This window comes from Prescottella defluvii (assembly GCF_000738775.1).
Taxonomy (GTDB): Bacteria; Actinomycetota; Actinomycetes; order Mycobacteriales; family Mycobacteriaceae; genus Prescottella; species Prescottella defluvii.
In genome coordinates, this window is sequence record NZ_JPOC01000014.1 from 38,380 (window position 1) to 63,101 (window position 24,722).

At 65.2% G+C, this 24,722-nt stretch carries 21 protein-coding genes and 1 tRNA gene; 11 read left to right on the plus strand and 11 right to left on the minus strand.

Annotation, left to right across the window (positions count from 1 at the left end):
* Positions 1-51 precede the first annotated feature (51 nt).
* The 9 genes from IJ15_RS0105205 to dcd form a co-directional block, all read right to left on the minus strand.
* Positions 52-1,062, minus strand: coding sequence for an acyltransferase family protein (locus IJ15_RS0105205; RefSeq protein ID WP_051918520.1), 1,011 nt, complete (start codon positions 1,060-1,062; stop codon positions 52-54).
* Positions 1,059-2,381 carry a polysaccharide pyruvyl transferase family protein gene (locus tag IJ15_RS25230; RefSeq protein WP_051918521.1) on the minus strand — a complete coding sequence of 441 codons (1,323 nt, stop codon included), beginning with the start codon at positions 2,379-2,381 and terminating at the stop codon, positions 1,059-1,061. The genes IJ15_RS0105205 and IJ15_RS25230 overlap by 4 nt, the downstream gene beginning before the upstream one ends.
* On the minus strand, positions 2,378-3,625 hold the full coding sequence (locus IJ15_RS26360; RefSeq protein WP_197059752.1) for an MATE family efflux transporter: 1,248 nt from the start codon (positions 3,623-3,625) through the stop codon (positions 2,378-2,380). Before IJ15_RS26360 ends, IJ15_RS25230 begins: the two co-directional genes overlap by 4 nt.
* Positions 3,622-4,977 (minus strand): hypothetical protein, encoded by a 1,356-nt coding sequence (locus IJ15_RS0105220; protein ID WP_031937291.1) that lies wholly within the window; start codon positions 4,975-4,977, stop codon positions 3,622-3,624. The genes IJ15_RS26360 and IJ15_RS0105220 overlap by 4 nt, the downstream gene beginning before the upstream one ends.
* The gene (locus IJ15_RS25235; protein WP_051918522.1) at positions 4,974-5,981 is read right to left on the minus strand and encodes a nitroreductase family protein; all 1,008 of its coding nucleotides are present in this window, start codon (positions 5,979-5,981) and stop codon (positions 4,974-4,976) included. The genes IJ15_RS0105220 and IJ15_RS25235 overlap by 4 nt, the downstream gene beginning before the upstream one ends.
* Positions 5,978-6,943, minus strand: coding sequence for a glycosyltransferase (locus IJ15_RS0105230; protein WP_031937293.1), 966 nt, complete (start codon positions 6,941-6,943; stop codon positions 5,978-5,980). Before IJ15_RS0105230 ends, IJ15_RS25235 begins: the two co-directional genes overlap by 4 nt.
* Entirely contained in the window at positions 6,940-7,779 is an 840-nt protein-coding gene (locus IJ15_RS0105235) for a glycosyltransferase (RefSeq protein ID WP_051918523.1), read from the minus strand. The genes IJ15_RS0105230 and IJ15_RS0105235 overlap by 4 nt, the downstream gene beginning before the upstream one ends.
* A gap of 179 nt (positions 7,780-7,958) precedes the next feature.
* Entirely contained in the window at positions 7,959-9,452 is a 1,494-nt protein-coding gene (locus IJ15_RS0105240) for a sugar transferase (RefSeq protein ID WP_081880593.1), read from the minus strand.
* Between the two features lie 824 nt (positions 9,453-10,276).
* A complete protein-coding gene (gene dcd / locus IJ15_RS0105245; protein ID WP_031937296.1) occupies positions 10,277-10,864 on the minus strand; it encodes a dCTP deaminase in 588 nt (195 codons plus the stop codon).
* A 160-nt stretch (positions 10,865-11,024) separates the two neighbouring features.
* On the opposite strand from dcd, the gene IJ15_RS0105250 reads away from it, so the two are divergent.
* From IJ15_RS0105250 to IJ15_RS0105270, 5 genes are all read left to right on the plus strand, one after another.
* Positions 11,025-11,095: transfer RNA gene (locus IJ15_RS0105250), tRNA-Gly, on the plus strand.
* Positions 11,096-12,227: 1,132 nt separating this feature from the next.
* Positions 12,228-12,656: a hypothetical protein gene (locus IJ15_RS0105255; RefSeq protein WP_031937297.1), complete on the plus strand. Its 429-nt coding sequence runs from the start codon at positions 12,228-12,230 to the stop codon at positions 12,654-12,656.
* 121 nt (positions 12,657-12,777) lie between these two features.
* Positions 12,778-12,933: a DUF6131 family protein gene (locus IJ15_RS26365; RefSeq protein WP_197059753.1), complete on the plus strand. Its 156-nt coding sequence runs from the start codon at positions 12,778-12,780 to the stop codon at positions 12,931-12,933.
* Positions 12,934-13,008: 75 nt separating this feature from the next.
* The gene (locus IJ15_RS0105265) at positions 13,009-14,229 is read left to right on the plus strand and encodes a fatty acid desaturase family protein (RefSeq protein WP_031937298.1); all 1,221 of its coding nucleotides are present in this window, start codon (positions 13,009-13,011) and stop codon (positions 14,227-14,229) included.
* A 370-nt stretch (positions 14,230-14,599) separates the two neighbouring features.
* On the plus strand, positions 14,600-15,709 hold the full coding sequence (locus IJ15_RS0105270) for a hypothetical protein (protein WP_031937299.1): 1,110 nt from the start codon (positions 14,600-14,602) through the stop codon (positions 15,707-15,709).
* A 717-nt stretch (positions 15,710-16,426) separates the two neighbouring features.
* Here IJ15_RS0105270 and IJ15_RS26370 read toward each other — a convergent pair.
* Together IJ15_RS26370 and tmpA are read right to left on the minus strand one after the other, a co-directional pair.
* Positions 16,427-16,984 carry an HD domain-containing protein gene (locus IJ15_RS26370; protein WP_031937300.1) on the minus strand — a complete coding sequence of 186 codons (558 nt, stop codon included), beginning with the start codon at positions 16,982-16,984 and terminating at the stop codon, positions 16,427-16,429.
* Positions 16,981-18,108 carry a 2-trimethylaminoethylphosphonate dioxygenase gene (tmpA, locus tag IJ15_RS25515; RefSeq protein ID WP_031937301.1) on the minus strand — a complete coding sequence of 376 codons (1,128 nt, stop codon included), beginning with the start codon at positions 18,106-18,108 and terminating at the stop codon, positions 16,981-16,983. Before tmpA ends, IJ15_RS26370 begins: the two co-directional genes overlap by 4 nt.
* 278 nt (positions 18,109-18,386) lie before the next feature.
* Here tmpA and IJ15_RS0105290 point away from each other — a divergent pair, with 278 nt between their 5' ends.
* The 6 genes from IJ15_RS0105290 (at position 18,387) to IJ15_RS25240 (ending at position 24,612) form a co-directional block, all read left to right on the plus strand.
* The gene (locus IJ15_RS0105290; protein WP_197059754.1) at positions 18,387-19,535 is read left to right on the plus strand and encodes an ABC transporter substrate-binding protein; all 1,149 of its coding nucleotides are present in this window, start codon (positions 18,387-18,389) and stop codon (positions 19,533-19,535) included.
* Positions 19,536-20,423, plus strand: coding sequence for an ABC transporter permease (locus IJ15_RS0105295; protein ID WP_031937303.1), 888 nt, complete (start codon positions 19,536-19,538; stop codon positions 20,421-20,423).
* A gap of 110 nt (positions 20,424-20,533) precedes the next feature.
* Positions 20,534-21,307 carry an ABC transporter permease gene (locus IJ15_RS0105300; protein WP_051918524.1) on the plus strand — a complete coding sequence of 258 codons (774 nt, stop codon included), beginning with the start codon at positions 20,534-20,536 and terminating at the stop codon, positions 21,305-21,307.
* Positions 21,304-22,365, plus strand: a complete 1,062-nt coding sequence (locus IJ15_RS0105305) for an ABC transporter ATP-binding protein (protein WP_231569427.1) — start codon at positions 21,304-21,306, stop codon at positions 22,363-22,365. The genes IJ15_RS0105300 and IJ15_RS0105305 overlap by 4 nt, the downstream gene beginning before the upstream one ends.
* A complete protein-coding gene (locus tag IJ15_RS0105310; RefSeq protein ID WP_081880597.1) occupies positions 22,362-23,147 on the plus strand; it encodes a GntR family transcriptional regulator in 786 nt (261 codons plus the stop codon). The genes IJ15_RS0105305 and IJ15_RS0105310 overlap by 4 nt, the downstream gene beginning before the upstream one ends.
* An 808-nt stretch (positions 23,148-23,955) precedes the next feature.
* Complete coding sequence (locus IJ15_RS25240) at positions 23,956-24,612, plus strand: pentapeptide repeat-containing protein (RefSeq protein ID WP_197059755.1); 657 nt, start codon at positions 23,956-23,958, stop codon at positions 24,610-24,612.
* Positions 24,613-24,722 lie beyond the last annotated feature (110 nt).

The window sequence follows — 24,722 nt, forward strand, 5'->3', positions numbered from 1 at the left end:
CCGCCCCGAGCCGGCTCACCGGCTCGGGGCGGGTGTCCGCAACCATCGCCGTCACCGGCGGCTCAACCATGCCGGAGCGTCGTAGAGGCCGGGCACGCCCTTGGTCACCCGGTAGATACCCAGTGAGATCGCCACGGCAACAGCCGAGATGACGAGCACCAGCGCACCGGACACCGCCAGCGATCCCCCACCGAAGGTCGGGAGTGCGACGACGATGCCGGCGATCGCGAGGTAGTGAATGAGGTAGATCGGCAACGTGTTGCGTCCCAGGTACTGCAGTTGCCGCCCGACCTGCGAGTCGGAGACCAGACGTGCGACGACGAGTGCGCCTGTGACGCCGACGAAGCTGGTGGCGAGGCGGACGCCCGGGATGTCCTGCAGGTCGAACAGGTACGACCCCACGGACGCGACCGCGAAGACCACGATCAACCCGAACGCCAGCGGAACCGTGATGCGGTCGACCGTGTCCACGATCCGACCGCGGAGGTGGCAGCCGACGAGGAAGAAGACCAGATAGGTGGCCATGCTGTCCCACTCGTACACACCGGTCGAGATCAGTCCCGACCCGACGGCGGCCGAGAGGATTCCGCTGACTGTCAGGAGGATTACCGGGGACTGCGTCCGAGTAGCCCGGGCGATCACGAAGAACAGCGCGAGAGCGTAGACGAACCACAGCCCGCCGGAGGGCAGCACGAAGATCGACAGCAGGCTGGAGAGGGTTCCTGCATCACTCGAGTCCAGCGGCCACGGGACGACCGAGAAGAAGACGAAGCGGACCACCGACCACACGACGTACACCCACAGCAGCAGCGAGATCTTCCGCGACCACAGTGAACGCCAGGAGCCCGAGACCGGACCGAGCGCGAACAGGCCTGCGGCCAGGAAGAAGAGCGGCATCCGGATGGTCACGAGGACGTTGTTGGCCTTGACGATCGGCCCCATCGGGAACCCGACCGCCTCGAGGAAGATGATCGTGTGGTGCACGACGACGAGCAGGATCGCGGCGCCCTTCGCGACATCGACCCACCCGACGCGCGTTGCCTTCTCGACCGTCTGGGTCATCGGATCGCCCCGGCATCCAGGACGCCGACCGGATCGGCCGGGTTCGCCTCGGCACCGAAGTTGCGCGCCGCGAGCGCACGGACGGCCGGCAGATCCTCGAGCAGACGAGCCCGGAGTTCGTCCAGCTGCTGGTCCACTCGCCCGATCGTCTCCACGACCTGCGACCCGAATCCGGGATTCGGGGCGACCTCGAGGTTGCCGATGTTCAGGAGCCGGTACAGACCTTCGACCTTGCCCTGCGTGCCGAGGGTGATCGGGACGGCGCCCTGGCCGATACTCATGATGGCCAGGTGCATCCGGCCGGTCACCACCAGGTCGGCCCGCGCTGCCAGCCCACGGATCTGCAACGGCGACAACAGTTCGTCGATCACGAGAGCATTCGGGGCCAGTTCTGTGACTGGCAGCTTCGAGATCTCGGCACTGTCGTCACCGGACTCACGAATGACATGCGGCAGCATCACGATCGCGAATCCGCGACGGTCGAGTTCCGAGACGATGAGGCGGTAGTCGGACACCTGATCCGATCGGGCACCGATGAGCGCGCTCATGTTCACCAGCGCGATCCGCCGTTCCGGCCCGAGCGAGGCGGACCACTTCACGAAGGGCTCGTAGGCTTCCTCGCCGCCGAGCGCGAAGACGGTGTCCGCAACCGATTCGACGCGGGCGATTCCGCAGGCGCGGAGCCGCTCGGCACTGAGCGGCTCCCGGGCCATGCACTGAACCGACGAACCGGCCTCGCGCAGTGCCCGGATCGCCGACGGATGGGCATCGGCCGACCAGCTGAATCCGACGATCCGCGCGGACGCACCGAGATCCAAGGCGCCTCGCAGGCAACTGCTCCGCGAGATGGATCCCGTCGGGTTGTACAGACCGTCCATGAGGTCTGCGCCGACGACGCTCACGTGGCCGGAGGTCCGGGCGAGGCGAACGAAGCGGACGACGTCCTGCGTTCGGGACAGCGGATTCCCGTCGATCAGCCGGGGCAGCGCCACCACGGTGACGCGGTCGCGGTGCCGGTCCGGAATCGTCGCCGCAGAAACCGCATTCAGAACCACGGTGATCTTGCCGGAGGTGTTGTCGAGGAACGCCTCGAGCATGGCCTGGTCGCCGATGTTCCCGTGCCCGGTCGCGGCGATCAGGAGGGTCGAGTCCCGCGGACCGATCGGCGCCGCATCCAGCCGCTCCACCAGCGCGGTGACCACGCGGTCGTGATTCCAGATCGCTCGGTACCACAGCCCCGAGCCGCGGAGCCTGCCCGCGAGATTGCGCGCCAGCTGTCGTGCGACGCTGCGGCCCCGATTCCGTGTTTCGGCAATCATTTTCGTCCCCTGTTCCATAGTGCGAACTCTCGCCAGCTGCCGACCGCACGCCCGGTCTCGGCGGCCGCCAACGCGGCCTGCGATCCTGCCGCCCCGGCGGCCCAGCTCCCGAACACCACGAGCCCGAGTGAGATCGGTGCCAGGATCAGCTTGACCCGAACCACTTTCCGGATCATCCCGACGGATCGGAGGGCGAGACCGGCGCCCATCGCGATGCACAATCCGGCGGAGGCCGCGCCGGCGAACGGCAGCACCGTCATCGCCGCATCGGCGGTGTCGCCGAGCAGGGCCGACGTGAGCCGCTCGGGCGCGAGGTACATCGCGAGCACCACCACGGCCGACCCGAGTGCACCTGCGGCGGAGTATCCGCATGCGAGCAGGAACAACCCCCGGTACCGGCACTGCTTCGCGAGGAGCGACGCTTCGGACCCCAGCGCCACCAGGCCGCCACGGAGAACCAACTGCAGCGGCGCGAGCAGGATCTGTGCCCCACGCAGCGCGCCGGCAGCGGCCACGCCTCCGAAGATCGAGACGATGTACATCGCGGACTGGCTCACACCGTTGGTCGTGACGAAGTCCGCCAGGTAGGCACGCCCGCCGGGCCAGGTGACCCGAATCCATCGCAGTCCGTCCGCGAACCGAATCCGCACCGGGCACAACCAGAGTCCGACGCCGGCCGCCACCACGCTCGCGACCAGCCACGGCAGCAGGTAGACAGCGAGGTTCGGGGAACCCGCCACGACGACGAGGCCGACGGCCTGCACTCCGAAGAACAGCAGATCGACGATCAACGCGGTCGTCGAACGCCGCTCGTGGACAAGGACGAAACGACAGTGGTCCTGCAGGATCGACGCCGGGACGACGGCACCCGCGACGAGCAACGCGAGCGCGTGCTCCGGGAAGATCGCGGCCGTGGCCGCGACGAGGACCCCGCCACCGCAGCCCAGGATCAGGTTCGCGGTGGTGCAGCCGTTGTACTGGCCGTCGGCGCCGTAGGCGCGCTCGGCGATCGAGTCACGGAAGACGATCAACTCGGTGGACAGGGCCCGCACGACGCCGAGCATGATCACGATGGTCGCGCTGATCAACGAGAAGATCCCCAGCATGGCCTGGTCCAAGGATCGTGCCACCACGACGGCCAACAGGAGTGACGCCAGACTCGCACACGTCTGCGCTCCGACCGAGGATCCGAGCGCGACGACCTTGCCCACACGTGACCGTGTCGTGGCTCCGACGTCACTCATCGGTGTCGGCGCTTCTGTGCTGCGGCCGCAGCCGCCGAGATTCCGACGAACACGAAGAACAGCTGCGAGATTCCGGCGTCGGTGAGATACGGGTGGATGATCATGGCGCACAACAGGAGTGGGATGGTTGCCATCGTCGCGGTCGCGACCGACCCGGCGGCGCTCCACTCCGGCGAGGCGGCCTTCGAGCCGTGGTACGACACGACGATGGCGACGACCATCAGCACCGCGAGCGCCAGCAACAGGAGTACGCCGCCGCGAAGCAGCACCGCGATGTACATCGACTCCGGATAGGCGAAGACCGCGTCGGCCTCCGACGTGGGGCCGTACCCCGTCCAGAAGTTCTCCCCGATCAGGGGGAGGAAGTCGCGTTGCCACACGTTGAGCCGATACGCGATCGTCTGTGGCAACTCACCGCCACTGTTCGCGCTCTGCGCGATGACCCGCGAGTTCAGTTCCTGACCCACCTCGGTCTCGAAGAACACGATCAGGAACACGAAGCTCGCGATGAGCAGGTGCGACAGCTTGTGACGCCACACGGTCACCACGGCTGCGCCGCCGAGGCCGATCGCGATGGGCGCGAAGGTCAGTGTAGTGAGCAGGCCGGCGAGGACCGCGCCGATCGGCAACCACAGCAGTCTCCGACCGCGGACCGTGCCGAGACTGCCCGCCATGACCGCAATACCCAGGATGAAGACCAGCGCGAGGTAGCCGCCCAGGGCATGCCAGGCATAGAACAGCCCGAAGCTGCGCGGCGCCTTCCACAGCAACGGGTCGGCGATGTGGAGGTTGCCGGTGACGAAGGTGCCGAGGTCCCGGCTCGGCTGGAATCCCGCGAGCTGCAACACCGCGATGACGCCCATCGCGCCGCCGGCCCAGATCAGAATCTCGACGAATCGTTCTACGACACCGGAGAATCCCGCGAGATTGAAGGCGACAACGAACAGGATCAGGTACTGAGCGACGCCCACGGAGTCCTGCACCAACAGCGACATCGGAAGATCCGACCGGCTCGATGCCGCGAGGAGTCCCGCCACCACGCTGCCCGCGGTGAACGCGAAGACCGCACCGAACACGGGGCCCGACGTGCGAACCCGACTCCCGAGGCGCACGACGCACCAGATGCCCAGTGCGACCGTTATCGCCTCGGACAAGCGGAGTCCGGGCACGAGCAGCCCTCGTGCGCTGCCCGCCGACGTCGGCACAGCGGCCAACGCCAGGGCCACGATCCACGTTTCGGTCCGTGACAGTGACGGCTTGGCCGGCGGTCTGGTCGCTGTCGCGGCCACGTCGGACGGATCCGTCGCGGTGGAGACGGCCTCGAGATGCATGTCGCTGCCGACCTTCGTCAACGGACGATGCCGGGACGCGACGGGGACCTCGCGACGAGTGCATCGCGAACCGGGAGACCGGCCACCATCAGGGTGACCACGACCTCGTTCGCCGGCAACCCCAGGGTGGCGCGCAGCTTCTTGTCGTCGGCGGCAGTCCGACTCCAGTTGAGCGCACACGAACCGATACCCGCAGCATGCAGCGCATACATGAGGGTCATGGCGAACATCCCACCGTCCACGAACGCCTGATTGCGTTCCCCCGGAGCGACGAAGGCCTCGATGTCCTGCGTCACGACGAGTACGTGGCTCGCGGTATGGCCGAATCCCTTGTTGCCGTTCTGGTGCGCGAGCACCGCATCCGCCGCGGGACCGCGGTCGAAGATCCGGACCCGCGAACCCTGGCGGTTGCAGACCGACGGGGACGTCCCCGCCAGCTCGATCGCCTCGACGATCGCCTGCCGGTCCGGAACGTCCGCCGTGTAGTTGCGGACGCTGTGACGCGAGCGCGTGAAGCTCGTGAAGGTCTCCGATGTGACGCCACTCGCCTCGAACGCGGAGGGGCCGATCGGCACCACGCCGCCGACATTCGCCGCGGAACGTGCCGGATGGTTCGCGGCCAGCTTGGCCGCCCGATCGCTCGCCGATCGTGCCCACGCCGGCGATGCGGTGTCCGAGCCGTCGTTCGCCCGGAAGTACTCGCCGAGCGCGCCGATCGCCGCATCGACGATGTACTCGTCGACGTCGTCCATCGGGTGCGATCCGCAGTAGCGTTCGGTGTTGTCGAGAAGTCGCTCGATCACCTCACGGCCGAACCACACTCGTGGCTCGGGGAGCGCCAGCCCCTTCTCGAGGCGATGGGCATCCATCACGATCTGTGCACGAAGTCCTCGGGCACCGTGTTCGGCCATCCCGGAATGCGACCGGAAGCGCGCCCAGTCACTCCAGTACGAGCCGGCGAGCAACAGCTGATCGCGGGCCCGGCGCAGTTCGGGCCGCGACGCGAGCCACGCCCGCGCCTTCACCGGGCACCTACCGGGCCGGTGAGAATCCCTCGCACGTTGCCGATCTGACGATCCTGCTCGAGAATCTGGAGTTCGAGGACCTCGGCAGATTTGGCCCGCAGCTCCGCGTTCTCAGCGAAGGCCCGTGCCACCTTGTCGCGGATATCGGCCGCCGAGCAGTCGCTGTAGAGTGCCGCCTCCCCGAAGTAGTCACGCAGCAGGGCGAAGTCGGACGTCACGACGGGAACGCCCCACATGAGCGCCTCGTAGCCGGCACGCTGCATCGTGTGGTCTCGCGTGGTGAGCGCCAGTACGACACCCGCGCGCCGCATCGTGTCGTCGTAGTCGGCGTTCGACAGGTAGCCGGTGAACACGACGTTCGACGGTGCGCCCGACCGAACGTGCTCCGGAGCATTGCCGGTCAGCAGGAAGGTGATGTCCGGCAGCGACTGCGCGGCCTCCATCATCTCGGCGATCGGCTCGTCCGACGCGTACGCGAGCGGGCACAGTACGGTGCGATCGCTTTCCGCGGCATCGCCCGATTCCTCGGTCTTGCTCGAGACGACGTCGTGCAGCGCGAAGGCACGCACGCCGTGGTCGGCGCAGACATCCACCAGTTCCGAGTTGGTCACGATCGCGAAGTCGCGTCCGATGATCTTCATCGACGGGCCCAGCGCCCATTTCCACTTGGGGTCGGAGAAGACGCCGGTGTGCATGTCCGCGACCAGTGGCGTCCCACGCTTCTTGAACAGCTTCGCCACCAACAGCAGCGGCGCGGGCGGCAGCATCACGATGACTGCGGACCAGTGTCCTTTCCGCAGCAGCCGTGCGGTGCGGACCGCCAGTTCCAGGTATCGCAATGGAGCCGGGGCCTTCGGCCACCGGGACTCCATGAACACCGGTTCGGAACCGAGTCGCGCAGCCAACTCCGCACTACGACCGTGGAACTTGATCCAGCTGATGAATACGCTCGTGTCGTTCACGCCACCCTCACAACCTTGCTGGACATCGCAGTCTCGATCGATGCGGCCGTGAGATCCTCCGGATCACAGACCACTCCGATTCCCTTCTGATTCAGCGCCTTACAGAGTTCAAGTTGATGATCGTCGACGTGCTCGCCGCGACTCTTCCGCCGGGGAACGACGATCGGGAGCTTGCCGCGATCGAGAATCCGCAGCACGTTGCCGATGCCTGCGTGCGTGATGACGGCGTCGCTCTCGTCGATCAGGCGCTCGAAGTCGCCGGTCGACAGCTCGGGCACCACGGTCCCCGACAGGTCATCCCGGTCGGTGACCCCGACCTGCCATGTCGTCTGTGCGTCGACCAGTCCGGTCCTGGACACGGAATCGATCAACGAGTCGAATCGATACGGCCGAATGGTACCGAGGCTGACCAGCATTCGCGGGTTCGCCGATCGCTCCACCGAATGGACTTCGTACCGGCCGAACACCGAGGGACCGGACGTCCATCGTTCCGACCATGCCGGGCCGGGAGACAGACAGGTCAGTCCCGGGACCCGGCTGAGGATCCGACCCGTCACCGACGGTCCGTCGAACCGGCACGCACTCTCGACGTACACCGACGGGATTCCACGCAGCCTCGTCGTCGGCAGCACGCTCAGTGCGATCCCCGACCCTGTGCTGATCGCACCGTCGAATGCGCTGTCGCGACGGAGCAGCCTGTCGACCGAACGTGCACCCCGTGCAACCGCTCCCACGTCTCGCGGTCGGACGTAGTCGAGGAAGTGCACGTTCCGGTCCGCGAGGACCGAGCGACTCTGAGGTGTGTCGAATGTGATCCACACCGAATCGTCGCTCATATTCAAACTGTCACTGAGCCTGATCATTTCATCGAGGTGGCCTCCCGTGGAGGCAGCCACCAGCAGACGTCGTCCGTCCGCGATCCCGTCAGGCCAGCCCTGAGACATGTTCATCCGACCCTCTCGAGCTTCGGGGTTGATGCAGAATTGATGGGTCCCGAGATTCGAGGTCCTCGACGTCAGTAGGCTCCGCTGCCCGCCGTGACGGCGCGGACGGTCTTGCCGACGATGAGGATGTCCTGCATCATCGACCAGTTCTCGACGTACGAGAGATCAAGCCGCACAGTCTCATCCCAGGAGAGGTCACTGCGACCGCTGACCTGCCACAGGCCGGTCAGGCCCGGCTTGACGAGCATCCGCCGGCGAACGGTGCCGTCGTAGGCTTCGACCTCCCGGCGCAGCGGGGGGCGGGGTCCGACGACGCTCATCTCACGGCGCAGCACGTTCACGAACTGAGGAAGCTCGTCGAGGCTGTACTTGCGCAGGAACTTTCCGACCGGCGTGATGCGGGGGTCGTCCTTCATCTTGAACAGGACACCTGCGCCCTCGTTCTGTCCGAGCAGTGCCGAGACCTGCTTGTCGGCGCCGTCGACCATGGTCCGGAACTTCAGCATGGGGAATGGTCGCCCGTTGATCCCGATCCGCTCGGACTTGTAGAGGACCGGACCCCGGCTGGTGGCCTTGACCGCGATCGCGGCGACGAGCATCACCGGCGAGATCAGGATCAGCGCAGCCAGTGCGAAGAGGAAGTCGAATGCAGTCTTCCCGAAGCGCTTCGCGCCGTGGTACCGCGGCTTCTCGACGTGGATCAGGGGGAAACCCGCGACGGGGCGCATCACCAGGCGCGGGCCGGCGACGTCCACGACACCGGGTGCGACCACCAGGTCGACGTTGAGAGGCTCCAGATCCCATACGAGACCACGGATTCCGTCATGACCGAGTTGTTCGGTGGCGGTGACGACCACGGTGTCTGCGCCGCAGTCGCGCAGCGCGTCGACCACCGAGTACTCGTTGCCGAGCACCGGGATCTCACGGCCGTCGACCACCACGTGCTCGTCGTTGCGGTAGCCGTAACCCGGCATGCAGACGCCGACCACGCGGTAGCCCGACGACGCGTCGCGTTCGAAGTTCCGCGTCATCGTCAGCACCGACTGCTGGCTTCCGACGACGAGCACCGAGGTGTGGCAGTCACCCTTGGTCCGCTTGTAGGTGACGACCTTCCGCATGACCCAGCGACCGGCCAGCAGCCCGGCCAGTCCGACCGGGAAGGCGATCGCCAGGTATCCCCGGGCGATGTCGACGCGGAACAGCAGGCTGACCATGGCGATCAGGCCGAAGAGTTGGAACGTCGCGGCACCGATGCGGCGGTATTCCTCGGCGCCGGCGCCGATGACCCGGGTCGATCGAGTGCGATGGATCGCGAGCATGGCGATCCACAGACCGGCCAGGCCGACCGACATCATCGTGTAGCTGAGCCCGGAGATCGCTCCGGCCGCCACCGACTCGGTGGTCGTACCGAATCGAACGATCTGCGCTGCCGCTACCGCCAGACCGACGATGGCCGTATCGACCATCCGCAGTCGACTGACGTAGCAGTGCTGCCAAAGGCTGCGCGAATTATGTTGCGGAGAAGCTTCATCCACCAGTCGAAGCGAGGCAGGACCTTCATCCATCCCCACCTCGGCTTCTGTTTCCAGGTAACGCGAAGCCGTCACGCCTTCACCTCCATCGACCATTCACATGACATGACCCCCGACGGGTCGATCTGTTGTCGAGCCCGGACCCCACGCTCGACACGGTCGAGACGCGCAGTCCGCATCACCTGCCCCAGTCCCCCCGGCCCGGCGCACGAAGGCGACGACACCGGCTCGGGATCCTCCCGGACCCGTCGGCTGGAAAGCCTGCGCGAGTCGTGAATTCACCCCTGAAACAGATGCGCATCGGGTGCTGATGTGGCCTACACCCTCTGCTGTACGGAATCGTTCTAGCACGGCCCGATGCTCGCCAAAAGTCGAAGAGACCGACTGGAAGAGTTGGGCATTCGTCCGGTTCACGGACTCCAAGATCTGGACGAACGTCCACAAAGATGATGCACCAGGGAACAAGGTCCCTACCTGAAATTTTCGGGGAGACTGACCTTTTAGTGATTACCGACCGACCTGCACTACTCCCGGGTAACCGAGGCGACCTGCGAGGACCACTCGCACCCGGCGCCTCGGCGCAGCCGTTTCGGCCACCCGACGCACCGCCGTTCGCCGCCCCGCGGGCACATGACCTGCCCCGAACCGGCCCGAACGAGCGTCTGTATTGATTCACCTCCGCGGACGAAACGCCCCCGAAGTGGGCAGACCGCGCGGTCCGTCAATGTGGCACATCTCACACCGCTGGAGCGGGGAGCGTGCGTGGGCTCACCCGCTCACCGAACGCCGCATCGGCTCGTTGCCTGAATCTTCAACTATCCCAACGTAGCTCAGGCGAAGAGCTGCCGAGAGCGCTGTCAGCGGGTGAGGCCGCCCGGATGCGTGGCGAAGTTCAGGTACGCCTTGGACGGGGTCGGACCACGCTGCCCCTGATACTTAGATCCCACCGCAGAACTGCCGTACGGGTTCTCCGCCGGACTCGTGAGGCGCAGCAGGCACAACTGACCGATCTTCATGCCCGGCCACAGCGTGATCGGCAGATTCGCGACATTCGACAGCTCGAGCGTGATGTGGCCACTGAATCCCGGATCGATGAACCCGGCGGTGGAGTGGGTGAGCAGGCCGAGACGGCCGAGGCTCGACTTCCCCTCGAGCCGGCCGGCCAGATCGTCAGGCAGGGTGCACACCTCGAGCGTGGATCCGAGAACGAACTCCCCCGGGTGGAGCACGAACGGCTCCCCCGCCGTCGGCTCGACCAACGACGTCAACTCGTCCTGACGGAGCGCCGGATCGATGTGGGTGTACTTGGTGTTGTCGAAGACGCGGAACAGGCTGTCGAGCCGGACATCGACACTGGAGGGCTGCACCATCTCGGGATCGAACGGGTCGATACCAAGTCGTCCGGAGGAAATCTCGGCACGGAGGTCACGATCTGAGAGCAGCACAGCACGAGGCTACCGGTGCTACCACTGTGACGGGCGCGACCCTGGCGATTGCAGGCCGACACCAGGACCGTCAGTGGTCTCGAACACGTGCACCGAGGGCGTCTGCTACAGTTGCCGCTTGCAAGGGCCGGATCCTCGGATCACGGTAAAACCCCTGCATGCCGATGTAGTTCAATGGTAGAACATCAGCTTCCCAAGCTGAATACGCGGGTTCGATTCCCGTCATCGGCTCTCTAACAGACTCACGAATTGGAAGCGCAGCGCGGTCTCCGCCGCCTCAGTTGATGGTTTTAGGCCACGGTCTCGCTATCTACATAGTTTCGACCGCTGACGGTCGGATAGTCGCCGCGGTATCCGAACGGATGGCGGCTGTCTTCTGCCGTGTTCTATGGGGCGGACGAGGCGGATCGGCGAGATCCGGAAATTTCGCGGACGGGGCGCGCTGCTATCTGCCGGGCGGAGGCGACGACCAGCCAGCCAGAAGAATGTCGCCACGCCGGCGATAATCGAAATCGCAACGTTCCCCAGGACATACGCGCCAAATTTGGCGAAGGTCACGTCGCCGCGGAGGATGGCTCGCGGACGTCGTGAGTTCGAAACTAACCGGGCTGTGAACACGGCCTCGCCAGCCGCGGCGGCAGCATTGATCAACTGCTATACGTGGCCCGTGACATGTCGACACCTCCCAGGCTGGCGATAGCCTGCGGGAACGCCACAAGCTGCGTGCGCGGCGAGGCCGGCGGGCAACGGTGCATCGCTCGGCGGGCCGGCGGCAAGGGTGCATCTCGCGTCGTCTCACCGACACCCAGCGTGACCATTCCTACCAAGGTGTAACACCAGGCTTGAACGGGTACTCGACATCGTGCCGGACCTCACCGGCGCGTAGTGAGGAGCGCTGACAATGAACGACAAGAATCGGACGCCGAGCGAAGAACCCCAATCCGCGCGGGGCGCGCCCGGGTCCCGTGACGCAGGCTCGGACGAACCCGGAGGCGGCGAGACAGACAGGCCATCCGGTTCGTTCGACGACGATATCGTCACCTCGAGCGGTGAGCCCGGGTGGACTCGGCCCGACACTCGGAGGGCGAGCCCAGGCGCGGCCGAGGTACCCCCGTACGAGGGACGCACCCGCACAGCAAAGCCTGTCGAGGAACAAGAAGCCAAGGCTGGAAAGTCGGTGCGAGGAGCAAACTCTGGCGACACGAGCACCCCGGCCGAGGAAGCCAAGCCCACAGAAACCGACGAAGGGACAGGACCGGCGCACCAGTCTGGCGTACGGCGCGGTGAAGATCACCCTCGCGAAGCAGATTGAGCCACCGATCTCACGCCCGAAATCAGTTCCACGAAATGATCGGGAGCGGTCATGATCCTCATCGGCCTCATCATTATGGTCGCCGCCATCGTCATCGGAGTCGCGGGAGTAATCGCCAACGCGGGTGCCGAACACGCGTTGACCGGCGACTTCACACTGTTCGGCTACCACGTCACCGGATCCACAGGAGCGCTGTTCCTCTACGGAATCGTCGTCGGCGCGGTGGGCGTCCTCGGACTCAGCCTCCTCCTCACAGGGGCTCGGCGGACATCACGACGGGAACGCGTCGCGCGAACCCAGCTCAAACAATCACGCCGCAACGAGGCCGCTTTGGCTCAACAGCGCGACGACCTCGCTGACACGGGGGCACAAACAAGCACCGTCCGGCATGCCGACACCACCACCGGCAGTGCGCGGAGTTGGAAACACCCCTTCGGAGGACAGCAGGGGCCTCCGTCCACTCCCCGGCCGGCACATTGAGACGAAGCAGGGCTCGGTTGAACCATCAGGTCGCGCAATTCACCTCGGTGCCGTGCAGCATCCAGCATCGCCGGGCGCATCGGACCTCTTCTCTTCCCACAACCGAAAGCAGGTAGACGTCATGATCATTCTAGGAATCGTCCTCGCAGTCGTGGGTGCGGTCGTCAGCGTCCCCATCCTCTTGTACGTCGGGGTCGCGCTGATCGTCGTCGGTGTGGTGCTCGAGATCATGGGAATGACGGGCCACCCGGTGGCCGGTCGACGTCACTACTACTGACCCCGTCGGCAGCGTCGCGCCTGGGAACGACATAACTTCCCCTGGCGGGCAAGCCTCGACCCCATAGGAGTGTGTATGGCGATCTCCGATATCAGGGAGTATGCGCACCTGACCGGGGAAGATGTCGAGGCGCTCAGCGACGAACTGAACCGGATTCGCTGCGATGTCGCCGCGTCCCTCGGTGGGTCAGACGCGGCCTACATTCGCCGCGTCGTTGCCTCCCAGAGAGTGCTCGATGCCGCGGCACGATTGGTCATCTACGGCAGCCGGAGCCCAGCCGGCTGGATTCTCGGAACGGCGGCCCTTGCAGTGGCCAAGAGTGTGGAGAACATGGAGCTTGGGCACAACATCTCCCACGGGCAATGGGACTGGATGAACGACCCGGAAATCCACTCCCTCAACTGGGAATGGGACATGGCAGGCCTTTCGTCGCAGTGGCGCTACTCCCACAACTATCGCCACCACGTGTTCAGCAACGTCGTCGGGATGGACGAGGACCTCGGCTACGGCGTCCTCCGCGTCACCCGCGACCAACCGTGGAAGCCGCACCATCTGCTGCAACCGCTGCGGAATATGGTGCTGGCTGCCACGTTCGAATGGGGCATCGCTCTGCACGGCTTACATTCAGAACACGACCGCACCAACACCGACGGCGAGAAGTCCGCCCACACCCGGGCACTGATCGGCAAGATCGCCCGCCAGACCGGCAAGGACTACCTGCTCTTTCCCAGCCTCAGCGGGCGGCGCTGGCGACGAACCCTGAAAGCGAATCTGGCCGCGAATCTTCTGAGGAACGTGTGGGCCTACGTGGTGATCTTTTGCGGGCATTTTCCTGACGGCGCTGAGAAATTCACCCCCACCGAACTCGATAACGAAAGCCAGGCTGAATGGTATCTGCGGCAGATACTCGGCGCGGCGAACTTCCGTGCCGGGCCGGTGCTGGCGTTCCTCAGCGGCAACCTCTGCTACCAGATCGAGCATCACCTGTTTCCCGACCTCCCCAGCAACCGGTACGAGCAGATCGCCCCTCGAGTGCGCGCACTGTGCGACAGGTACGACCTGCCGTACACCACCGGTTCCCTTGCCCAGCAGTATCTTCTGACCCTGCGAACCATCCACAAACTCACGTTGCCCGACCGGTTCCTGGCCGCGACCCCCGACGACGCCCCGGAGACCGCCTCGGAACTGAAATTCCACCGCACACCCATGCACGAGCAGGTCGGAACGGGTCCAGCTTCCCGATACGGGCTTCGGACCGCGCTACAGGCACTGGCCGCTTCCCCCCGCACCCGCTGACATCACGGGTAAACCAAGCAGAGCCGTGCCGACGCCTCAAACTCGGAGGCAGAGGCGTTGCGCGGCTTCGTCACTGAGTCCGCCGCCGAAGCCCTGCGCGTCAGGGTGAGTTGAGTCCACTGGTTCACAGCAACCCCGCCTACAGGGCGAGATGCGGATCAACCCGACGATGACGATTTCCACCAACTTGTCGGTCGAGGACAATGACCGCATGGCCTCTGACCATCCGGGGGTCCTGCGGACGGCGTCGACTGCCAGGTCCGATCCCGCAGAGAGTCCGCGCACGTCGCGGTGTTCTCCGCGATCCTGAAACGAGAGCACGGGATCTATGGGGGCTACGTCTGTGCGAGACCTGCGATACGTTTTCGTCGTGTCTCAACTCGGAACGGTCGACGCGGACCACTACCAGTTTGTGCTGGGCTCACCCACCGGGGAGACGTACCTGCCGGAGGAAACCGGCAGCGTCATCGAAGTCGGCCCCAACTTCGCCACCATCATGACCGGCATCGCCTACGGACCGGTCACACTGACCATCGACGTCCTCGACGCTGAACCAGCTGCGGTCGGCGACACCGGAGCATGGGGCGTCATCGAGGAAGCCACAGTCAACCTCACCAAACCGGCGTACGTGCTCACCTTGGACGGCGAGAGAGTTCCGGACTTTCAGAAGTTGCCGATCAAACGAGGCCTGCACCGATTCCGGGTGTTCGGCCGCGGACGCGACACCAACGCAGGACAGACCGTCTCCGAGCCGACGGAGCATTACCTGGTCCAGATCTGGAAGACGACGCGACCGCAAGAGATGCTGCGGCTGCACAAGACCGACGCCGCATGGGACCAGAGCATCGTCACCCACCCCAAACGCAACTGGTGGGATCCAGATCCGGCCGGCGACGCCACCCTGTATCTGAAATACGGATATGACCAGATGGCTCAGTGGGCGAAAGACGAAGCGATCCGCTGGGGCGGACGGCCACCGTCGGAGAAGCTCCGCTCCAACTTCCACGCGATGGGCATCGCCGGTCTCGACCGTCCACTGGCCGATGCAATCACCCGAGCTCGGCCCCCGAAACTGCGTCGCATCGCGGCTTGGGCTGCCCGCCGCGCATACACGACTGCAGGTATCGCAGAGATCAAGTGGATCCGGCCCGCACTGACAGCCCTGGACCAGGGTGGACCACTACCGCACCCTTTCGGCGAGCACGAGTCCATGGCGCTATACAAGGCGCTCGAAGACGACCCGGCCATCGATACGACCGTCACCGGCGACGACGTCAGGAACGCCAACGTACCCGCTGCCCTACTAGCCATGTACGCCATCTCCACAGCGGTCAAACAAGATCCATTGAACGCCGCCTTCCAGTGCCTGGACATCGCTGCGAAGACCGACGACTCCGACTACGCATCTCTCATCAGGGATCTGCGGCGTGAGCTCTTCCCGAAATTGATGCCTGTAGACCAGTACGAGCGATGGATCTGACTGACTTCGCGGCTCACCAACGGCCGGACAACGAAGCTCTCGCGCATCGAATGGCGGACGGCGAATCCACTCTGATCCGTGTGATCGGCGAGCGCCACTCGGTGTGACTACCCGCGAGTCAGTTCCACCAGTGTGCCTGCGGCCCGGGACAGTACGGCATAGGTGAACACCTCTCTCTAGGGTGTTCACCCATTCATGCCCGTTGTGGTCACCAATTGGATGGGCAGCGCGGTCTCCGCCGCCCCAGTTGGTGGTTTCAGGCCAAGGTCTCGCTATCTGCATAGTTTCGACCGTTGACGGTCGGATAGTTGTTGCGGTATCCGAGTGGACGGCGGCTGTCTTCTGCCGTGTTCCCTGGGGCGGATCGGCGAGATCCGGAGATTTCGCGGACGGGGCATGCGGTTATCCGCCGGGCATCACACCGAGAGTCGTAGCGGGGGCGACACGCCGTACATGCACTGACCGGCGAGGTGTACGGGCGGTGTGGGCCAGTTCGGGTTCGCCGAGGTACCGACCCACACGGATCCAAACAGCGCACGACTCGAGGTCGCGGCGACTTCGAGCCACTGCGACGACCTGGAACATCACTGCGCCACCTTCGGATCAACGGTGGTCATTTCACTGCCGTGCATGGCACAACTTCGGTGGCGTAATCCTCGGCTACGCCGGGACCGTCGTGGAGTAGTCGGTCCCGGCGCCTGGGATGCGGACCTGCTGTCAGCTGCGCCGGCTCCTGTCGAGAATGTCGATGTCGGTGCGGAAGTCGGCCAGCGTGACCACTGGCGCGTTCGGGTCCTTGCCGAGATCGTCGAACTTGCGCAGTTGCACCGCCTGCTCCGCGAATCGTTCCGATTCGAATGCGGCAACTTCATCGGCGTCCATCGTGCCGCCTTGGACTGCCATCGTGTATTTCGAAGCGTCGGAGAGCTTCTCGTAGTAGCTCGGGTCGACGGCACAGAGGTAACGCTTGGCTGCAACGTGCAGCCTGATCGGTTCCGTCACTGCTTCGTCGAACCACTGGGACAGCCACGTGGCGGCTGCGGTGTCGTGATGGTTGTCGCTTCCCCGCATGAGGTCGCGTCCGCTTACTGCGCCGGAGAAGTGCCCTACGTCGTGGAGTACGGCTGCGACGACGACCGTGATCGGCGCTCCCGCCTCGCGGGCCACCCGGCCGGTCTGCAGCATGTGCTGTGCCATCGAGACCTGCTCGCCGAGGTAGTCCTGGCTCCCTTCCCCCTCGAAGAGGGTGACGATAGCGTCGTAAGCCGAGGTCATCGGTTCCCCTCCGCGACCTGGAGGGTGCTGAGGAGCCCATCGAGATCTGCGTACGCACCCTGGAGATGCCGTCCGCCGGCCGATGCGAAGGCGGTACGGGAGTGCAGCAGCCTGGTGTTGTCGAAGATGAGACAGTCGCCCGGGTCGAGTTGGAAATTCAGCTGCGCCTCCGGGGCGTAGATCAGCTCGGCGAAGGACCTGTAGGCGGCGTAGAAGCGCCGCTGCTGATCCGTTGCCATCCGGGGGACCTCGATGGATCGGTTGTTGAACCTGATCTCCCGGATCCGCCGCTGGGAGTCGAGGGAGATGAGCGGTACCTGCGCAGCCAGGCGGGTGTTCTCGCTGCCGAAGCGGTAGACGACCTGGGTGGTGGTGAGGACCTCGAACGATTCGGGGTCGGTTTCGCGGAGCGCGACTGCGGCGGCGAAACCGTCGACGAGCCCGGACTCGCCACCGACGGCGGTGTTGTGCAGGCAGTGCAGCAATTGGAGGGTCGGCACGGGGTCGCGATAGGGGTTGTCCGTGTGGGGGCTGATGGCGCGGCCGGTGAACGCCAAGTTCACCGGGTTCTCCTCGACTCGAACATCGAAGATTTTGCCGTAGTTGGTCTCTCGCACGAACCCGAACCTCTCGGCCACGGAGACAACCTGGCCGGGTTCGGTCGGGACGCCACAGAGTACCGCGAACCCGCGGTCGACGACCGACTGCAGGGCATGCGACGGATCGGAAAGGTAAGCCTCCCAGTCCACCCGCTCCACAGTCGGCAGGTCCGCGGCACGGAACCACAGTTGCTTCGACTCGTGGGCCCGCGCGTCCGCGTATCCGGAACCGGCGTTCGACAGTAGCTGTCGCAGGCTGAATGTCGAGCGATGTCCGTCGGGCGCGAACTCGACCTCGACATTATCCCCGCGGATCTGCGCATCGGCGATGCGCACGTCCGCGGGAAGATCGACGATATTGAACAATCGCTGCCCACTGCTGGAGTCTCGACTGTCCTGGCCTTGACATGTGTCCCGCAGCCAGATGGCGGCGATGTCGATCCGAGCGGTGGGGGTGTTCAGTCGGAGATCACCGTCGGCGACCGACACTGAAACCTGAATGTCTTCCTCGACTTGGCTATACATGTTTGAGGACCTTGCACGGCAACTGAGACCGGGCAACGAAGTGTCGGTGAACGGGCGGTTTCCGATTGGCGAATCCTGCGGTCCGGCAACTGCGAAGTGCTGGCCGGACGATTCTTCCGCGCGGTTCAGAGGTAGGAGGATTCGCCGTCGCGTCATGTTCAGGACGTGTTCACCTTGCATACGCGCGAGATATCTTGGCTAGCCAACTTGCGCACGGAGAGTCTGTACAACCTGGCCGCGACGACCGACGAGAACGTCCCCCTTCCTTGGAGTTACACGTGCGCAGAGCAACTATCCACAAGAAGTTTCGAGCCGCCCTGGTCTTTGCCGCAGCGGGAGCTGTAGCCCTGACCTCCGCAGGCTGCACCACGAAGTCCGAGGCATCCGGTTCCGCCGCCGCCACCGCGACCTCCGCGGTCGAGGCCGGTGGAATGGACGCCCTCATCGCCGCGGCCCAAGCCGAGGGCGCCCTGAATCTCATTGCTACTCCTCGCGACTGGGCCGGCTACGGCGAGTTGATGGACAAGTTCGCGGCCAAGTACGGAATCACGGTCACGATGGACAACCCGGAGGCCAGTAGTGCCGACGTCGTCAACGCGGTCAAGACCCTTCGTGGCCAGGACCGGGCGCCGGATGCGGTCGATGTAGGCACCGCGTACGCGATCAGCGGTGACGCGGAGGGGCTGTACGCCCCCTACAAGGTCTCGACCTGGGACGACATTCCCGAGTCGCACAAGTCGCCGACCGGCACCTGGCATGCGGACTACGGCGGCTACATCTCCATCGGTTGTGATGCCGCGCGGGTTCCTTTGTGCCCCACTTCGTTCGCCGATCTCGCCAAGCCCGAGTACAAGGGAAAGGTGGCGCTCACCGGAGATCCACTCAAGAGCACCTCGGCGATGATGGCGGTGTGGTCCGCTGCGCTCGCCAACGGCGGCTCGCTCGACGACGTCGGCCCGGGCATCGACTACTTCGGACGGCTCAAGTCGGCCGGCAACTACGTCCCGGTCAAGGCGACCGCGGCAACCATTCAGTCCGGTGAGACACCGATCGTCGTGGACTGGGACTACCTGAACGCCGCGCAGGCAAAGGATCTCGCGAAATCGGGAGTCCAGTGGACCGTCGCGGTCACCGACGACGCGACGATCGGCTCCTACTATGCGCAGGCCGTCAGCGCCACGGCACCGCATCCCGCCGCCGCCCGCCTCTGGCAGGAGTTTCTGTACAGCGACGAAGGTCAGAACGGCTACCTCGCGGGCTACGCGCGGCCGATCCGGATGCCGGCAATGGAGGCGGCGGGCACCGTCGACCCGGCGTTGTCCGGCCTTCTCCCGGAGGTCAACGTGCCGGTCGAGTATCCCACCGATGCGCAGTCGGTCGCGGCCAAGACGATGCTGACCCAGTCCTGGGCGAGCACGGTGCGATAGATGAGCGCGCAACTGACGGCACGACGCTCGCGGCGGGCATGGAGCTGGCTCGGTCTCGCTCCCTTCTTCGGCTACCTGTCGGTGTTCTTCCTACTCCCCACCGCCGTCATCGGATACTCCGCGTTCCGGGTGGGAGGCCCGGACGAAGCGGAATCCTTCGGCGTCGCAAACATTGTCGCGGCACTGCAAGGCCCCTATCTCGACGGTCTGCGGAACACCGCGCTGATCGCCCTGGTCTGTGCCGTACTCGCCGCGGTTCTCGGCATGGCCCTCGCATACGCGGTCGCCACCAGCCGGCACAGCGTACTGCGACGTCTCGTGTCGACGAGTTCCGCGGTACTCGCGAACTTCGGTGGTCTGCCACTGGCGTTTCTGTTCGTCGCTGCGATCGGCAATGCCGGTGTCGTCACCACGTTCGTCCAGGGGCAGTGGGGAGTGTCGTTGAGCGAGGACCTCCACCTGAATCTGTACACCCGCAGTGGAGTTCAGTTCGTGTACCTGTACTTCCTGATTCCGCTCATGGTGCTCGTGATCACCCCCGCGATCGAGGGCCTACGTCCGGAGTGGCGCGAGGCGGCCGAAGGACTCGGCTCACGCGGCTGGCAGTACTGGCGCTACGTCGCGGGGCCGGCGCTCGCCCCGCACTTCCTGGCCAGCATCGCACTGCTCTTCTGCACCGCGTTCTCTTCCTATGCCACCGCGGAGGCCCTGACGAACGGCACCCTGGCCATCACGCCGTTGCAGATCGACGCGGCCGTATCCGGAAACGTCCTCGTCGGCCAGGAGAACATCGGGGCCGCATTGGCGCTGACCATGATCGCAGTCGTCGTGCCACTGACGGTGCTCTACCAGTACATGCTCAAGAGGAGGTCGACGTGGTTGCAGTGATGGAGAGGGAGGTCCCGGGATCCGGGGCTGTGCCGGGGCGACCACCCCGACGACCGTCGCCCCGAAGCGGCCGGGTCGGACGTCCGCAGATTCGGTACTGGCGCGGTCTCGTGCTGGGCGCTGCTGCGCTCTACTTCGTCGGTCCCGCACTGGTGGCGTTCTGGTTCACCGTCGACGGCCCCGACGGTCCCGCGCTGGACACCTATACCCGCCTGACGTCCGCCCCCGGGTTCGGCGACGCGATGATCACGTCCCTGACGCTCGGGGTGCTGGCGGTGGCGATCACCCTCGGGCTCATGGTTCCGACCATGCTGCTGGTCCATCTCCGCCTGCCGCGGATGCGGTCCTGGATCGAGGTATGCACGCTACTACCGATGGTGATCCCGCCGGTCGCGCTGGTCGTCGGGGTTCGCTCGATCCTCGGCTGGGGCAACACCAGTGACTACGTGGAGATCTCCGCCGTGTTCACCGCGCTGCAGGATCACTCCCTGCCGCTGATCCTTGCACTGATGTATACGGTGCTGGCACTGCCGTTCACCTACCGCAGCCTCGACGCCGGCTTGCGCGGCTCCCAGCTCACGGTTCTGGTTGAAGCTGCACAGAACCTGGGGGCGCGCTGGCCGACAATCCTGTGGCGCGTCGCGCTACCGGCCCTGCGCACGTCGATTCTCAATGCCGGATGTCTGACCTTCGCCCTCGTCATGGGCGAATACACCCTCGCCAAGATCCTGATCTTCCCGACCTTCCCGGTCTGGCTTGCACAGTCCGGCGCCACCGACGGCCAACTCCAGGTCGCACTGTCCCTGCTGAGTCTGGTTGGAACCTGGGCACTCCTGCTGATCGTCGTGATGATCGCAGATCGAAACCGAAAGGTACGCCGATGATTTCCCCGAACAGAATCGACGACATGGGCTCCTCCATCTCGTTCGTCGACGTCACCCGCACCTACGGTGCGGTCCACGCGCTGGACGGGCTCAGCCTCGACATCGCACCCGGCGAACTGATCGCCCTGCTCGGTCCGTCCGGATGCGGCAAGACAACCGCGCTGCGGATGCTGGCCGGTTTCGACCAACCGACCAGCGGTCAGATCCTCGTCGACGGTCTCGACGCCTCGGGCCTGCCCGCCAACCGTCGCGGCATGGGAATGGTGTTCCAGGCCTACAGCCTGTTCCCCACCATGACCGCAGAGGACAACGTCGCGTTCGGTCTCGAGCTTCGGGGCCGCCGCCACCGTCGCGATCACCGCACCCGCGCCCGCGACCTGCTCGACCTGGTAGGACTCGCGGATCACGCCTCGAAGTTCCCGCACCAGATGTCGGGCGGTCAGCAACAGCGGGTCGCTCTGGCCCGGGCACTGGCAATAGCGCCACGAGTGCTGCTGCTGGACGAGCCGTTGTCCGCGCTCGACGCCAAGGTCCGCTACCAGTTGCGCGAAGAAATCCGTCGGCTGCAGCTCGAGTTGGGCGTCACTACGGTCCTGGTCACCCACGACCAGGAGGAGGCCCTGGCTGTCGGTGATCGCGTTGCGGTGATGCGGGCCGGACGAATGGAGCAGTGTGCACCGCCGAACCAGCTTTACCAACGGCCGGCGACACCGTTCGTCGCCGAATTCGTCGGCACCATGAACCACGTGCCCGCCACGGTCGTCGATGGGCAACGCGTTCGATTCGGAGATCAGATCCTCGACTGCGACGGTCCCGTCGAGAAGACCGGCGAGGTCACCGTTCTCGCTCGGCCGGAAGCAGTGCTGGTCGACGAGGCGCCGAACGGCGACACCATCGTCAAGGCCGCGACGTTCTACGGCGCGACAACTCGACTCCGCCTGGTTCGCCCCGACGGCACCGAGTTGCTCGCGGATGTGGCGAGCCATCGGGGTATTGACCTGCAACCCGGTGTACGCGTCGCGGTTTCACTACTCGACAGGCCTGTACTGATCGCATGAGAGAGAATCTGGAGCAGGACCACAGGATGGCAAACGCATCGGCTTCGACGCCGCTGTACCGGTCCATCGCAGCAGACTTGCGAGCGGGGATCGAGCGCGGCGACTACGACGATGCCGCTCTACCTTCGGAGAACGACCTCGCCGCGAAGTACGGCGTCTCCCGCGGGACAATTAGGCAATCGTTCGCGTTCCTGCGAGCGACCGGGGTGGTCTCTTCGAGGCGCGGCGCCCGACGGCAAGTACGGAACGGTCCGCGGGTGCAGTCGATGACCGAACTGATCAGTTTCTCGCGGTGGGCAGTTGCGGTCGGCGAGCGCCCGAGCAGCAGGACGCTGCAGACCGCGTTGGTGGACCCCTCCGCGCTGGTCCAGGAGAAGCTCGGCCTGGCCGACGGCGAGAAGGCTCTCCACGTCGAGCGACTGCGTCTGCTGAGCGGAAACCCCGCGATGCTCGAAAGCACCTACTACCCGACGTGGCTCGGAACGGTGCTCGCTGAGATCGATCTCGATACCGAATCGATCACCGAACGACTGGAGGAACGGGGCATCGTCCTCGCGGATGCAGAACACTCCATTGACGCAGTCGCAGCAACAACGCGGGAGGCCGAGTTGATCGATACCCAGGCCGGGGCGCCACTGCTGCGCACCATACGCCGGACGACCGATCCAGCCGGAGCAGTGCTCGAATGCTCGATCGACCTCTACCCCGGCTCTGCGGTGTCATTCGTCGTCCGCAACTCCATCGCGGCAGGAGCCACAAGTCGGATCAACTCACCCAGGTGATCCGTCTCCGCGCAAAAGCGCGAAAGTCCAGTTCGGAGCGCTGACGGTTCCCGGACTCGACCCGCGGGCTCAGCATCGGCCGCACCCGGTGCTCGATCAAGCGGATCGAGAACAGGACCGCGAGGCATGCACGAATCGTAGATTAGCGTTCGCTCCGCCTGAGGCGCGTCTTTCCATCAGTTGCCCCCTCCAAGGGCGTTCGCCAATGAAGAAGCGTGGAGCCCGATGACTTCGGAAGCGGCAGTGGCATGTGAAGTGATCGGGAATTTCTCTCATCGGAGCACTCACGGGCGTTTCACCGCACTGCGTTCGTTGGTTCCCGACGATGGCGGCGGATCGCTGCTGGCTCCGCTTCTGCTCACAGTTGCAGCCGATGCCGCGGCGCACTGATGTCGGGGCCGCTCAACATGTTTCTCCGACGCCGCGACCCCGCCTAGTTCTATCCGCGGGAGATCTGAAGGTCACCAACCTGGAACTCGTCCAGGCTTGTGCGATCACGGGGTCTCGCCATGGTTGACTACCGATCGGTCGGCGTAGCCAAAATGCCTGCTGCCCAATCCCGGCCACGATTGGTGAACAGGACACTCGCGTGCAGCACTGTGCGATTCAGAAGTCGGCCGCAGCGACAAGCTCTCGACACATTCCTGTGCGACCGATTGGTTCGCCTTGTGCCGGTTCAGGTCACAGGAACATCTCGTTTTCATGGGAAGCCGCGGGGGTTCTCGTCACAGATTGGTGAACTGTGCACGCAAGAAAGGCCGTCCGATCACGAAGTGAAGTTCTTTCCAGCTAGCGAGAGTGAGAGACCATGACGTTCAAGACGGGCAATTCCGAATCCAGCACAAGACGGAGGGGCGCGAAAAGCCGCCGGATGGGTGCGGTCATCGCCAGTACCGCCATCCTGACGGTGGCCGGTCTGGCCTCTGCGGCCCCCGCGTCCGCCGCCCCCATCGTCATCGGCACCTGCACCATCTACAACGCTGACATACCACCTGTCACCTCCTGCCCGGGAGCAGATCTCAGTAGAGCGGAGCTCCAAGGCGCGATGCTCGATGGTGCGAACCTCGCTGGCGCAAACCTCATCTACGCTGACCTCAGCGACGCGGATCTGCACCACATTGATCTACGCGGCGCGAACCTCGCTGGCGCAAACCTCGCGCGCGCGGAAATGCTCGGCGCGAACCTCGCTGGCGCAATCCTCCCTGACGCGTTCCTCGCCCATGCGAACCTCACTGGCGCGAACTTTTCTGGTGCGTTCCTGAATGGGGCGTATCTCGGTGGCGCGAACGTGTACGGCGCAAACTTCACGGATGCGGACTTCGTGGATCTCACCGGCACCGTTTCCATCCCTCCCGTGCAGCTACCGGGTCCTGCTGGCCCCGCCGGCCCTGCTGGCCCCGCCGGTCCTACCGGTCCTGGTTCGGTGGAGAGCCTGTTCGGTTCCCTCGGTTCTTCCGACTCCTGAGCCGTGACAGATCGTGTCCCGGGGCCGTTGCGGCTCCGGGGCACGGTTCCGCCCGGCACCGTCCGGGGAGCGTGCGCTCGGTCGTCTAGCTGTGATGTCCAGGGAGGTTG